Genomic DNA, 13,802 nt, shown 5'->3' with positions numbered 1-13,802 from the left:
GCTTCGATGACTTCGTACGTAGCCGCGATCGACCAGGGCACCACGTCGACCCGCTGCATGATCTTCGACCACTCCGGCCGGGTGGTCGCCGTCGACCAGCGCGAACACGAGCAGATCTTCCCGAAGGCGGGCTGGGTCGAGCACAACGCCGAAGAGATCTGGGAGAACACACGGGCCGTCGCCGCGGGCGCGCTGGCCAAGGGCGACCTGGTCGCGGGCGACATCGTCGCGGTCGGCATCACCAACCAGCGTGAGACCACGCTGGTCTGGGACCGCACCACCGGCAAGCCGGTGTACAACGCCATCGTGTGGCAGGACACCCGCACGGACAAGATCGTCAGCGACCTGGGGGCGCTGGGCGGCGGACAGGAGCGGTACCGCGCGAAGGTGGGCCTGCCGCTGGCGACCTACTTCTCCGGACCGAAGATCAAGTGGATCCTCGACAACGTCGACGGCGCCCGCGCGAAGGCCGAGGCCGGTGACCTCGTCTTCGGCAACATGGACACGTGGGTGCTGTGGAACATGACCGGCGGGGTCGACGGTGGCGTGCACGTCACCGACCCGACCAACGCGTCGCGCACCATGCTGATGGACCTCGACACGCTGACCTGGGACGCCGAGATCGCCGAAGAGATGACGATCCCGCTGTCGATGCTCCCGGAGATCCGGTCGTCCTCGGAGACCTACGGCAAGGTCCGCGAGAAGGGCGCGCTGGCCGGGGTCCCGATCTCGGGCATCCTCGGCGACCAGCAGGCGGCGACCTTCGGGCAGGCCTGCCTTTCGCCGGGTGAAGCGAAGAACACCTACGGCACCGGCAACTTCATGCTGCTCAACACGGGCACCGAGAAGGTCATGTCGGACAACGGGCTGCTCACCACGGTCTGCTACAAGATCGGCTCGAAGGACACGGTGTACGCGCTCGAAGGATCGATCGCGGTCACCGGTTCGCTCGTGCAGTGGCTGCGGGACAACCTCGGTCTGATCGGCTCCGCGGCCGAAGTCGAGCAGTACGCCCGCACCGTGGAGGACAACGGTGGCGCGTACTTCGTGCCGGCGTTCTCGGGCCTCTTCGCACCGTACTGGCGCTCCGACGCCCGCGGCGCGATCGTCGGGCTCACCCGGTTCGTCAACAAGGGCCACATCTCGCGGGCGGTCCTGGAGGCGACAGCGTTCCAGTCGCGCGAGGTCATCGACGCGATGAACGCCGACTCCGGTGTCCCGCTCAAGTCGCTGAAGGTCGACGGCGGCATGGTCGTCAACGAACTGCTGATGCAGTTCCAGGCCGACATCCTCGGCGTGCCGGTGATCCGCCCGGTGGTCAACGAGACCACCGCGCTCGGCGCTGCCTACGCGGCCGGTCTCGCGGTGGGCTTCTGGGAGGGTGAAGACGACATCCGCACCAACTGGGCGCAGGACAAGCAGTGGGACCCGTCGATGGCCGAGGCCCGCCGCGAATCCGAGTACCGCAACTGGAAGAAGGCCGTCACGAAGACCTTCGACTGGGTCGACGACGAAAGCTGACCCCGAGGGCTGGTGAGTGGCAGGGACGGTTCCGATGGACCGCTATTCGCCTGCCACTGCCACCGGTGTCGCACTGGAGCGGTGATGAAGGCGAGGGGGATGATCCGGGTCGTGCGCCGTCTTGGATCTTCCCCTCTCGACCGGCTTCGCCAGGATTCCGCCGCGTGTCGTCCATCCAGTCACGCGTGTCGTCCCTTCGAACACGCGAGCCCGCCACCCCGCGCACCGGCAGTACGTACCTGAGACACCGTTGGCGCCGACCGTCCCGGCCAGTCACGTCCCATCGCCGCCGGTCTGCGGCGCGCCCACCGGGATCTTCGAAACCTGACGCCCCGGCGCGGGCACCGCCTTCGGTGGCGCCGCCTTCGGTGGCTTGGCCGACGGAGACGGGGACACCGCCGGAGTGTTGACCGGCGCGACTTCGAGGTTGATCGTCACCGTCGCCGTCTTGCAGGTCGCCTTGACCGCGTAGAAGCCCGGCTTCGCCTTGGCGCTGACATGCGCCACGGCACCGAGGATCATCGGATCCTCCGAGGTCATTTCGAAGGTCCCGATCCGGTCCAGCACCATCGACTTCACCTCGCCGAAGTCGTCCTTCGCGCAGCCGACCGAGACCAGGACGTCCTCCCCCGCCGTCGACTTCGACGGGGAGACGGCGACGAACGGGTACTGCATCGGTGGCGGGGTGAAGGTCGGGGTGTCCTGTGCGTACGTGACGGCCGGGGCGGCCAAGGCCACGCCGCACGCCACCACCAAGGCGGACCTGATCATGGGAGTCACCTCGCGATCAACCGGGCGAAAACGATGATGTTGTCGAGATAGTTGTGCGACGCCTTGTCGAAGACCCCGCCGCAGGTGATGAGCCGCAACTCCGGCTCGGTGGTGTCGCCGTAGACCGCGTCGGTGGGGAACCTGTCCTTCGCCACTCGCTCGACCTTCGTGACCGCGAACTCGGCCTTCTCGCCGTCCTTCCGGACGATCGAGACCTTGTCGCCGGGCGCCAGTTCCTTCAGCCGGAAGAAAATGCCCTTCTGCTTGTTCCCGTCCACGTGCCCGAGGATCACCGAGGGCCCGACCTCCCCCGGAGTCGGCCCGTGCACGTACCAGCCCGCCTGCATCGGCCGGGTGATCGGCGGGACCTCGACGGTGTTGTCCGCGTTGAGCCCCAGGGGGACCAGACTGGACTTCGCCTCGATCTTCGGTACGTCGATCGAGAGCGGATCGGCCTTCGGCAGCCCCTCGGTGACGGACTCGCTCGCGGGCTCCTGCTCCGGCTCCGGCGCGGCGCTCGGCGACGCCTTCGAGGTTCCGGCCTGCTCCGTGACCTGCGGCGGAGCGGCCTGCCCGGTCTCCCCCGGTCTGGACAGGACGATCGCCAGCGTCGCCAAGACGGCCGGCAGGACGGTCGCGAGCACCAACGGCGCCTGTCGTCCTCGCCACCACGTCGACTTCATGTGCACCCCTCACGGAAGCGGCGCGGGAGCGACGGAACCGGTCCCGGCCCCCAGACCGGGACCGGTTCGTCGTTCACCCCCACGACTGCCAGACGCCAGGCGCGGCCGAACGGTTGCCCGCCCAGGTCACGAAATCATCGCGATGAGGAGGATCAGGACGACATGCTGCCGTCACCGGCGTGAGCGGCACCGGCGGGCACCGCGTTCACCTGCCGGGGAGGAACGGAAAACGTTGCCGTATAGGACTTTCCGTTGCAGTTGACGGTCAGCGGGTAGCTGCCCGGAGCGGTGCCCTCCTTGAGGGTGACCTCGGCACTGATGTTCGCCGGGACGCCGATGAGCGGGCCGTAGTCGTACTTCCCGATGCTCAACACCGGCGAAGAGAACGTCGTCGACTTCGGCGCCTTCAGTCCGTCGCCGGGGCATTGGGCCAGCGCCACGTTGAAGTCGCCGTGCACGTACTTGCCGACGAGTCCGAGTTCGTAGGCCGTGTCGTCGTTGAGCTGCACCGTGACCCCACCGGGCTCGGGCCGGGGTTGTTGAGCGAACCCGGTCGCCGGCCCCGCCAGCACCACCGCCCCGATCGCCATCACTCCGGCGAGCACCCTGCGAACCACGAAAAACCCCTAGCCGTCAACGAAACACCGACACGCGCTGGACGCGGACATCCCGCCAAGGGTTGCTTCGACGGCGGAGATCAGTCCAAGTCGTCGTGCCGCATGAGCTGGCGGCCCGCCTCGGTGATCGACCCCGACAGCGACGGGTACACCGAAAATGTCAGTGCCAGATGTTCCACTGTGAGCTGGTTCTGGACGGCGAGCGCGATGGGAAGGATGAGTTCGCTCGCCGTCGGCGCCACGACCACCCCACCGACGACCACGCCGGTGGCGGGGCGGCAGAACAGCTTCACGAAACCGCGTCGCAGGCCTTCCATCTTCGCGCGGGCGTTCGTCGCGAGCGGGAGCATGATGGTGCGGGCGGGCACCTCACCCGAATCGATCGCCTGCTGGCTGATGCCGACGGTCGCGATCTCGGGGTGGGTGAACACGTTGGCGGCGACGGTCTTGAGCTTGATCGGCGCGACCCCCTCGCCGAGCGCGTGCCACATGGCGATACGGCCCTGCATGCTGGCCACGGAAGCGAGCATGAGCACCCCGGTGCAGTCGCCGGCGGCGTAGATCCCGGGCGCGCTGGTGCGCGAAACGCGGTCGACACCGATGAAGCCGCCGGGGCCGGGCTCGATGCCGACCTTCTCCAGGCCGATGTCGGCGGTGTTGGGCACCGAACCGACGGTCATCAGCGCGTGGCTGGCTTCGATCACGCGGCCGTCGGAGAGGTGGATCTCGACGCCCTTTGCGGTGCGCACGACCTTGTCGGCGCGGGCCTGCTTGACGACCGTGGTGCCGCGCTGCGAGAAGACCTCTTCGAGCACGGCGGCGGCGTCGGCGTCCTCGTGCGGGAGCACGCGGTCGCGACTGGACACGACGGTGACCTTGACGCCCATCTCGGTGTAGGCGGAGGCGAATTCGGCGCCGGTGACACCCGAACCGATGACGGCCAGGTGCTCGGGCAGCTCGCGCAGGTCGTAGAGCTGGCGCCAGTCGAGGATGCGCTCGCCGTCCGGCACCGCGCCGGGCAGCACCCGCGGGGTGGCGCCGGTCGAGATGAGGACGACGTCGGCGTCGAGCACCTCGGTCGAGCCGTCGGGGGCGGTGACGGCGACCTTGTGCGCCGCGAGCCCGGCCTCGTCGTCGTCGAAGCGGGCCTGTCCGATGACGACGCGGACACCCTCACGCTGGACGCGCGCGCGGATGTCGGCGGACTGCGCGAGCGCGAGGCCCTTCACCCGGCCGTGGACGGTCGGCAGGTCGACACTGGTGTCGGCCATGTCGGTGTTGATGCCGAGCTCACGGAGGTCGTGCATGTTCGCGAGCGCGCCGGAGGAGGCGATGAACGTCTTCGACGGGACGCAGTCGTAGAGCACGCACGCGCCGCCGAGGCCGTCCCGTTCGACGACGGTGACGTCGGCTCCGTGCTGGGCCGCGACCAGTGCCGCTTCGTAACCGGCGGGGCCTCCGCCCATGATCACGATCTTGGTCACCGGTCTCCTCCTCGCTGCGGTGTCTGTGACTGCGTTTACCGTACGCGGGCGACCGCTGGTCGGATTGAGTGGCCGGACACGGCATGTGCGTCCAGCCGGGTGACCGCCGGGTCGCTAGGCTGTGCCCGTGCCGTTGTATGCCGCGTATGGATCCAATATGGAGCCCGCCCAGATGCTGGAGCGCGCTCCGCACTCGCCCATGGCCGGCACCGGCTGGCTGGAGGGCTGGAGGTTGACCTTCGGCGGCGAGGACCTCGGCTGGGAAGGCGCGCTGGCGACCATCGTCGAAGACCCCGGCTCCCGGGTCTTCGTGGTGCTGTACGACGTCACGCCGCTGGACGAAGACGGCCTCGACCGCTGGGAAGGCGGCGAGCTGGGCATCCACTCCAAGATCCGGCTCCGCGTGCAGACCATGGACGGCTCCGTCCTGGCGTGGCTGTACGTCCTGGACGCCTACGAGGGCGGTCTCCCTTCAGCCCGCTATCTCGGCGTGCTGGCCGACGCCGCCGAAGCCGCGGGCGCCCCCGCCGACTACGTCGACGCGCTCCGCACCCGCCCCTGCCAAGGCATCAGCGGCTGATCCCGCGAGTTACGCCTTCAATCACGCGAATCGCGCCTTTAATCACGTGAGTCGCATCTCCCATCACGCGAGTCGCGCCGTACGACGCTCGAACGCTCCGCATAATTCCGCCAGCAACCGTCGTGGATCCCGCAGATCGGGCGCCGTCGCGCGGATCGTGATCCACCCGCGCGCCGCCATCCTGGCGTCCCGCTCCGCGTCATGGCCCTGCCTGCCCTCGTGTGCGGCGTAGCCGTCGTATTCCAGGGCGATACGCGCTTCGGGCCACGCGAGGTCGAGCACGTACAGCTTCCGCCCGTCGATGGTGGCGACCTCGTACTGTGCGACCGGTACCGGCAGCCCGGCCTCCACGACGATCAAGCGAAGAATGCTCTCCGGCGGCGATTCGGCCTCGCCCGTAGCGAGCGCGAGCAGCATCTGTGCCCTGTGGATACCTCGTCGGTCGCGGCGGTCGAGAATGCGATCCCGGACGTTGCCGTGCAGGACTCCCCGGTGTTCCGGTGCGAGGTTGTGCAGCGCCTCTTCGAGCGCGGCGAACGCTGTTCGCTTGTCGCCGTCGCAGAGGTGGTCGGCCAGCGCGCGGTTCAACGGGAACACGGGAAGTCCGTCCAGTTCGAGTACATCGGCCGGATGGAATTCCGCCCTGTGCACGACCAGCCCAGACCTCGATTGGACCCGTCTCGAGTAAGGAACGGTCAGGTGGACGACAGTACTGTCGGCAGCCGAAATCCCATGCAGGGCAAGAGAAGTCACGCCGGAAAGCACTGCTGGTGGGCCAACCGCGAGCAGTGCCGCCTGTGCCAGGCACGGCAAGCTGAGCAGATCCGCCGCGTGGACGACCACGCCTCGCCATGGCTGAGCCAGCACACCACGCGCCAGCCCTTCGACGACGACTCGCCGCCCCAAGATCTTGTCGGCCTCGCTACGCGAGACCGCCCCCTGTCGTCCTCCCCAATTGATCACATCTTCGAGAATCGGCGACCGGATCGATCTTGGGAAGGGGCGTTTCCTGGGCTGTGGATAACTCGCCCAGGTTGTGGACAACTTTGTGCACGGGTGTTCGGGATCGATAGGACCGAACACCCGTGCGCAGAGACGTAACTCGCGTGATCGAAGCCGTAACTCGCGTGATCGAAGCCGTAACTCAAGCGAGGGTGGCCAGGGCCGTGTGGACCAGGGTGCGGACACCGCACAGGAGCGAACGCTCGTCGAGGGTGAAGGTCGGGCGGTGGATGTCGGCCATCGGGCCTTCGCCGGACCAGACGCCGAGGCGCGCGAAGGCGCCCTGGACGTGCTCCAGATACCATCCGAAGTCCTCGCCACCGGACGATTGCTCGGTGCCGGCCACGGCGGCCTCGCCCAACGCGGCTTCGACACCGGCACGCATCAGCGCGTGCGACTCCGGGTCGGAGACGACCGGCGGCACGCCGCGGCGGTAGTCGAGGGAGAACCCGACGCCGGTCGGCGCGAGCAGCGACTCCACCGAAGACGCGACGAGCGGCTCCAGCATCGTCCAGACGTCGTGGTCGGCCGTACGGAGCGTGCCGCGCAGCACCCCGTCCTGCGGGACCGCGTTGGCGGCCTGCCCGGCGTGCACCGCGCCCCAGACCAGCACGGTCCCGGAGCGCGGGTCGACGCGCCGCGAAAGGACCGCGGGCAGCGACGTGATCACGGTGCCCAGCGCGTGCACCAGGTCCGCGGTCAGATGCGGCCGCGAGGTGTGCCCACCCGGCGAGGTGAGCCGCAGCTCGATGAGGTCGGCGGCGGAGGTCAGCGCACCTTCGCGCAGCCCGACCTTGCCGACCTCGAGCTGCGGGTCGCAGTGCAGCCCGTAGATCCGCTCGACACCGTCCATCGCGCCGGCGGCGATCATGTCCAGCGCGCCACCGGGCATGACCTCCTCGGCGGCCTGGAAGATCAGCCGCACGCGGCCCGGCAGCTCCGGCGCGCCCGCCAGCGCCCGCGCCGCGCCCAGCAGGATCGCGGTGTGCGCGTCGTGCCCGCACATGTGCGCGGCGCCTTCGGTCTTGGAGGCGTACGGGAGGCCGGTGGCCTCGGTCAGCGGCAGGGCGTCCATGTCGGCGCGCAGGGCGACGCAGCGGTCCCCGCTGCCGATGTCGCAGACGACGCCGGTGCCCGTGGGCAGCACCCACGGCTTGAGCCCGACCGCGCGGAGCAGGGACACGACCATTTCGGTCGTGGCGAACTCGTGGCGGGAAAGCTCCGGGTGCGCGTGGATGTGCCGGCGCCACGCGAGAACGTCGGTGGCGTTCGCGCGGAGCCAGTCGTCGAGCCAGAAAGGACCGCGTCCGGCACCAAGGTCATGCACAGATGCCATGCTGATGCCGGCCTCGGGGATCAGCGCGGTGGACGCCTCTATAGGGGCAACGACGCGACCCTCGGGGTCGCCTGGAATGTCCGGACGTGAATCGAGCACCGTCACGCCGCACCTCCTCCCGCGACACAGTCACCTTCGTCTACCACCGTACGAGTGGTCGCGGAAGGCACGCTGGGTGCCGTTCGATCTGTGATACGCATTTGCGATAGATCGTGCACCATGCAGATGACAAGCCGCTCGTCGAGTGATCGAGCCGGAGATGGCCGGTAGTGGATCTGCGTTGAACGGCGTCGGGAATTCGGTCCGGGCTAAGCGGAGAGTCCTTCTACTTACCGGTCGCGGCTCAGGACTTCTTCTTCTTGGAACGGGCGCGACGGCCGAGGATCACCAGGCCCAGCAAGACGGCCGCGACGACACCCGCGATGATCTTGTTCTTGGTCTCCTGGCTGTTGGCCTTGTCGGTCTCGGCGGGGTCGAGCACCGGTCCCGGGGGCGCCTGGCGCGGCACCTCGTGCACCGCCGCCTGCGCGATCACCGGCGCGGGCGCCTGGATCTCCTTGGCCTGCGCGACCGGCGCGCAGACGACCAGCCCGGCGGCGGCGAGTCCGGCAAGCCGCCCGAGACGAGACCTTTTCGGCATGACTCCCTTTCGTCGGCGCTCGGTTCGTCGACAGAGCGCGGATCCGATTCTGCACTCTGCCGGGTTCCCGCGTCAGCCGCCACGCGGAGGACCGGAGAACGCCTCCAGAATCCGTTGCGCGGCCAGCGTCGGGGTCAGTTCACCGTCACGGACCGCCCGTTCGACGTCCGGGACGGCCGCTCGCACGTCCGGATGCGCGGCGAGCCTGCCGAGCAGTTGTTCGCGGACCATCGACCAGGTCCACTCCACCTGCTGCCGCCGTCGCCGGGCGTCCAGTTCCCCCGACGCGGCCAGCACGGCACGGTGACGGCCGATCTCGGCCCACACCTCGTCCAGTCCGACGTCGGTGAGCGCGCTGCAGGTCAGCACCGGCGGGGTCCATTCGGCGTCCCGCCCGTAGATCATCCGCAGGGCACCGGCCAGTTCGCGGGCCGCGCGTTTCGCGTCCCGTTCGTGGTCGCCGTCGGCCTTGTTGACCGCGATGACGTCGGCCAGTTCGAGAACGCCCTTCTTGATGCCCTGCAACTGGTCGCCGGTGCGGGCGAGGGTCAGGAACAGGAAGCAGTCGACCATGTTCGCCACGGTCACTTCGGACTGCCCGACGCCGACGGTCTCGACGAGCACGATGTCGTACCCGGCCGCTTCCATCAGCACGATCGTTTCGCGGGTCGCCCGCGCGACACCGCCGAGCGTGCCCGAAGTCGGCGAAGGGCGGATGAACGCCTTCGGGTCCACCGCGAGCCGCGCCATCCTGGTCTTGTCACCCAGGATCGACCCGCCGGTCCGCGTCGACGACGGGTCGACGGCCAGCACGGCGACCTTGTGCCCGGCCTCGGTGAGATCCGTACCGAGCTGGTCGATGAAAGTCGACTTGCCGACACCGGGGACGCCGGTGATGCCGACGCGCCGTGCGCCGCCCGCGTGCGGGAGCAGTTCGACCAGCAGCTCCTGTGCCTGTGCCCGGTGATCCTCGCGGTTCGACTCGACGAGCGTGATCGCCCGCGACAGCAGGCCGCGGTCGCCTGCGAGGACCCCCTCGACCAGTGCCCCGACGTCGATCCTGCGCGGCAAGGTTCAGGACTCCTGGGCGGTCAGCTGTCCGATGAGGTCGATCGCCGCTTCGGCGATCACCGTGCCGGGGCCGAAGATCGCCGCCGCGCCCGCCGCGCGCAGCTCCTCGTAGTCCTGCGGCGGGATGACGCCGCCGACCACGACGATGATGTCTTCGCGGCCCTGTTCGGCGAGTTCGGCGCGCAACGCGGGGACCAGCGAAAGGTGCCCGGCCGCCAGCGACGAGACGCCGATGACGTGCACGTCCGCTTCGATCGCCTGCCGCGCGACCTCGCCCGGGGTGGAGAACAACGGGCCGACGTCGACGTCGAAACCGATGTCGGCGAAGCCGGTCGCGATCACCTTCTGACCGCGGTCGTGGCCGTCTTGGCCCATCTTCGCGACCAGGATCCGGGGACGGCGCCCCTCTTCCCGGGCGAAAACCTCGACGAGTTCACGCGCCTGCTCGACGTTCTCGGCCTTGCCGACTTCCTCGCGGTACACACCGGAGATGGTACGAATCTGGCCGGAGTGCCGCCCCCAGATCCGCTCCAGCGAGTCGGAGATCTCGCCGACCGTGGCCTTCGCCCTGGCGGCGTCGATCGCGAGCGCGAGCAGGTTGCCGTCGGCCTGGGCGCCGGCGGTGAGCCGCCGCAGCGCGTCCTGCGTGGCGTCCTCGTCCCGTTCCTCGCGCAGCCGCCGCAGTTTCTCCAACTGCTGCGCGCGCACCCCGGCGTTGTCGACCTTGAGCACGTCGATCTGCTCGTCGTCGCCGACCTGGTATTTGTTCACGCCGATCACGGGCTGGCGGCCGGAGTCGATCCGCGCCTGCGTCCGCGCCGCGGCCTCTTCGATACGCAGCTTGGGGATGCCGGCGTCGATCGCCTTCGCCATCCCGCCCGCCTGTTCGACCTCGGTGATGTGGCCCCACGCCTTGCTCGCGAGGTCGTAGGTCAGCTTCTCGACGAACGCGCTGCCACCCCACGGGTCGATGACGCGCGTGGTGCCGGATTCCTGCTGCAACAGCAACTGCGTGTTCCGCGCGATACGGGCGGAGAAGTCGGTCGGCAGGGCGAGCGCCTCGTCGAGGGCGTTGGTGTGCAACGACTGCGTGTGTCCCTGGGTCGCGGCCATCGCCTCGACACAGGTGCGGACGACGTTGTTGTAGACGTCCTGCGCGGTCAGGGACCAGCCGGAGGTCTGCGAGTGGGTCCGCAGGCTCAAGGACTTGGAACTCTTGGGCTCGAAGCCCTTCACCAGCTTGGCCCACAGGAGCCGCGCCGCGCGGAGCTTCGCGACCTCCATGAAGAAGTTCATCCCGATCGCCCAGAAGAAGGACAGGCGCGGCGCGAACTTGTCGACGTCCAGCCCGGCTTCGACGCCGGAGCGGAGGTACTCGACGCCGTCCGCGAGCGTGTACGCCAGCTCCAGATCGGCGGTCGCCCCGGCCTCCTGCATGTGGTACCCGGAGATGGAGATCGAGTTGTACTTCGGCATGTTCCGCGAGGTGAACGAGAAGATGTCCGAGATGATCCGCATCGACGGCTGCGGCGGGTAGATGTAGGTGTTGCGGACCATGAACTCCTTGAGGATGTCGTTCTGGATGGTCCCGGCCAGTTTGTCCGGCGTGACACCCTGTTCCTCGGCCGCGACCACGTACAGCGCCAGCACCGGCAGGACGGCGCCGTTCATGGTCATCGAGACGCTCATCCTGTCGAGCGGGATGCCGTCGAAGAGCTGGCGCATGTCGTAGATCGAGTCGATCGCGACGCCCGCCATGCCGACGTCACCGGCGACGCGCGGGTGGTCGGAGTCGTAGCCGCGGTGCGTCGCGAGGTCGAAGGCGACCGAAAGGCCCTTCTGCCCGGCCGCGAGATTCCGGCGGTAGAAGGCGTTCGATTCCTCGGCGGTGGAAAAACCCGCGTACTGACGGATGGTCCACGGCTGGTTGACGTACATCGTCGGGTACGGGCCGCGCAGATACGGCGCGATGCCCGGATAGGTGCCGAGGAAGTCCACTCCGGACAGATCGTCGGCGGTGTGGACCGGTTTGACGCCGATGCCTTCCGGCGTCTCCCACGCGAGTGCGTCGGGGCCCTTGCCGGTGGCGGCGTGCAACGCTTCGGTCCATTGAGGACGGTCGACGGGGTCGGGGGTGCCGAGCTCGATGCCGGCGAAGTTCGGGATGGTCATCACTGCACTCCGAGCTCGTTCAACGTGCCGGTCAGGATTTCCAGGGCGTCGCAACCGGTGAAGAGGTAGCCCGAGACGTCCGCGTGATCGCCGGGTTTACCGGCGAGAAGCACCGACGTGGCGCCCGCCTCCTTCAACGCCTTCGCGACGCTGTCGGCTTCCTCCGCGTAGGAAGTGTCGCTACCGCAGAGACAGGCCATCTTCGTTCCGCTGGCCCGGAATTCCGCGATGACGCCGTCGATGTCCTTGGGGGCGCCGGGGTTCACGGCCTCGATCCCGCCCGCTTGGAACAGGTTCGCCGCGAAGCTCGCCCGCGCGGTGTGCGCCGCGACCGGGCCGAGCGTGGCGAGGAAGACGCGGGGACGGCTCGGATGCGCGTCCGCCCGGTCCCGCAGGGCTTCGAACGCCTCGGCGTACCGGTGCCTCGGCAGGCCGCCGCCCGGCAGGTCTTCGACGACATCACGGACGACGGTTTTCTCAGTCAGGTTGGGGAATTCGCTGACGCCGGTGATCGGATCGCGCCGGGTCGCGAGCCGCTTGGACCGTTTCTCCCAGGTTTCCGCGAGCCGCGCGGCGAGCGCACCCGAGGCCAGTTCGGCCTCGATAGCACCTGCCGCCTCGATGGCGGTGAACTCGCGCCACGCGGCCTTGGCCAGGTCTTCGGTGAGATTCTCGACGTACCAGGAGCCGCCCGCCGGGTCGATCACCCCGGCCAGTTTGGCTTCCTCCAGCAAGACGGCGTGCGTGTTGCGCGCGATCCGCGCGGAGAACGCGTCCGGCTGGCCGATCGCGGCGTCGAAGGGGAGCACGGTGATCGCGTCCGCGCCGCCGACCCCGGCCCCGAAACAGGCGAGCGTGGTGCGCAGCATGTTCACCCACGGGTCACGCTGGGTCAGCATCGCGGGCGAGGTGACCGCGTGCTGCCGCATGCCCGCTCCCTTGCCGCCGGAGACCTCGGTGACCCGGGCCCAGAGGCGGCGCGCGGCGCGGAACTTGGCGATCGTGAGGAATTGGTCGGCGGTGGCGGCGAGCCGGAATTCGAGCTGCCCGGCCGCGGTGTCGACGTCCAGCCCCGCTTCGGTCAGCGCCCGCAGGTACGCGACGCCCGCGGCGATGGTCGCGCCGAGCTCCTGCGCGTCGGAGCCGCCCGCCTCGTGGAAGGGCAGCCCGTCGGCGACGATCGTCCGCACCTTCGGGTGACTGCCGGCGACCCGCGCCGCCAGTTCCGCGGCGGGGGCGAGCGGATGCGCCGAACCGGTGCGCGCGGCCGACCCGATCGGGTCGGCGCCGAGGGTCGCGGTGACCGCGCTCGCCGGGATCTCCCGTTCGGCGAAAAGGGCAAACAACTCGTTCGCGGCGGCTTCGTACTCTTCGCCCGCGTCGAGGGTGACGGGCGCGAGGTCGACGTAGACCTCGTTCAGTGCGTCACCCAGATCGGCGACGGGGACCCCGGTGGCGCCGGCGCGCAGCCAGAGGGAGCTGACGCCGCCTTCGAGATCGGCGAGGATCGCGGTGTTCGTGGCCTTCGCGTCACGGCGCGCGTAGCGGGCACGGATGTCCCAGCCGGTCGTCACCGCACCCTCGGGCCGCGCATTTCGCACGAACGGCGGAAGGCCGGGGAAACCCGTTCCCTCGACGGCGTCGTCGGCGGTGTAGAGCGGCTGGATCTCCAGGCCGTCGTACGTCCGGGTGACGAGCTTGCTTTCGGGCGGGCCGTCGAAGGACTCGTCGATGGCACCGCTCTTGCGCAGCACGCCGGCGACGAGTTCCCGCCACTGGTCCCGGCTCGCTTCCGGGAACTCCGCGGCGAGCTTCAGCTCCTCGGGCGCGTCGGGCTCGCCGCGGGTCGGCACTGACTCCGTCTCGGCCACTTCCGTCATAACCATCGATGCTAACGGCCCTCAAGTGGCGTTACCTGTGACGCT

At 69.1% G+C, this 13,802-nt stretch carries 12 protein-coding genes; 2 read left to right on the top strand and 10 right to left on the bottom strand.

Annotated elements, in window-relative coordinates; translation table 11 throughout:
• Positions 1–6 precede the first annotated feature (6 nt).
• On the top strand, positions 7–1,521 hold the full coding sequence (gene glpK / locus P3102_RS04290; RefSeq protein WP_276366696.1) for a glycerol kinase GlpK: 1,515 nt from the start codon (positions 7–9) through the stop codon (positions 1,519–1,521).
• A gap of 273 nt (positions 1,522–1,794) precedes the next feature.
• On the opposite strand, the gene P3102_RS04285 is transcribed toward glpK, so the two are convergent.
• The 4 genes from P3102_RS04285 to P3102_RS04270 form a co-directional block, all read right to left on the bottom strand.
• The gene (locus P3102_RS04285; protein WP_276366695.1) at positions 1,795–2,292 is read right to left on the bottom strand and encodes a hypothetical protein; all 498 of its coding nucleotides are present in this window, start codon (positions 2,290–2,292) and stop codon (positions 1,795–1,797) included.
• 5 nt (positions 2,293–2,297) lie between these two features.
• Positions 2,298–2,975 (bottom strand): class F sortase, encoded by a 678-nt coding sequence (locus P3102_RS04280; protein ID WP_276366693.1) that lies wholly within the window; start codon positions 2,973–2,975, stop codon positions 2,298–2,300.
• 152 nt (positions 2,976–3,127) lie between these two features.
• Complete coding sequence (locus P3102_RS04275) at positions 3,128–3,565, bottom strand: hypothetical protein (protein ID WP_276371616.1); 438 nt, start codon at positions 3,563–3,565, stop codon at positions 3,128–3,130.
• A 107-nt stretch (positions 3,566–3,672) separates the two neighbouring features.
• The gene (locus P3102_RS04270) at positions 3,673–5,076 is read right to left on the bottom strand and encodes an NAD(P)H-quinone dehydrogenase (RefSeq protein ID WP_276366691.1); all 1,404 of its coding nucleotides are present in this window, start codon (positions 5,074–5,076) and stop codon (positions 3,673–3,675) included.
• A gap of 127 nt (positions 5,077–5,203) precedes the next feature.
• Here P3102_RS04270 and P3102_RS04265 point away from each other — a divergent pair, with 127 nt between their 5' ends.
• Positions 5,204–5,656 (top strand): gamma-glutamylcyclotransferase, encoded by a 453-nt coding sequence (locus P3102_RS04265; RefSeq protein WP_276366689.1) that lies wholly within the window; start codon positions 5,204–5,206, stop codon positions 5,654–5,656.
• 63 nt (positions 5,657–5,719) lie between these two features.
• Here the strand turns inward: P3102_RS04265 and P3102_RS04260 are convergent, their stop codons facing one another.
• The 6 genes from P3102_RS04260 to P3102_RS04235 form a co-directional block, all read right to left on the bottom strand.
• The gene (locus tag P3102_RS04260) at positions 5,720–6,307 is read right to left on the bottom strand and encodes a DUF559 domain-containing protein (RefSeq protein WP_276366688.1); all 588 of its coding nucleotides are present in this window, start codon (positions 6,305–6,307) and stop codon (positions 5,720–5,722) included.
• Positions 6,308–6,800: 493 nt separating this feature from the next.
• Positions 6,801–8,099, bottom strand: a complete 1,299-nt coding sequence (locus P3102_RS04255) for an amidohydrolase (RefSeq protein ID WP_276366687.1) — start codon at positions 8,097–8,099, stop codon at positions 6,801–6,803.
• A 238-nt stretch (positions 8,100–8,337) separates the two neighbouring features.
• A complete protein-coding gene (locus tag P3102_RS04250; protein ID WP_276366685.1) occupies positions 8,338–8,634 on the bottom strand; it encodes a hypothetical protein in 297 nt (98 codons plus the stop codon).
• Positions 8,635–8,706: 72 nt separating this feature from the next.
• Entirely contained in the window at positions 8,707–9,705 is a 999-nt protein-coding gene (meaB, locus tag P3102_RS04245) for a methylmalonyl Co-A mutase-associated GTPase MeaB (protein ID WP_276366684.1), read from the bottom strand.
• 3 nt (positions 9,706–9,708) lie between these two features.
• Entirely contained in the window at positions 9,709–11,877 is a 2,169-nt protein-coding gene (gene scpA / locus P3102_RS04240) for a methylmalonyl-CoA mutase (RefSeq protein ID WP_276366681.1), read from the bottom strand.
• On the bottom strand, positions 11,877–13,757 hold the full coding sequence (locus P3102_RS04235) for a methylmalonyl-CoA mutase family protein (protein ID WP_276366679.1): 1,881 nt from the start codon (positions 13,755–13,757) through the stop codon (positions 11,877–11,879). The genes scpA and P3102_RS04235 overlap by 1 nt, the downstream gene beginning before the upstream one ends.
• Between the last annotated feature and the right edge of the window lie 45 nt (positions 13,758–13,802).

The sequence above is a fragment of the Amycolatopsis sp. QT-25 genome, assembly GCF_029369745.1.
GTDB lineage: Bacteria > Actinomycetota > Actinomycetes > Mycobacteriales > Pseudonocardiaceae > Amycolatopsis.
This window is presented reverse-complemented; position numbering and strand designations above follow the sequence as displayed.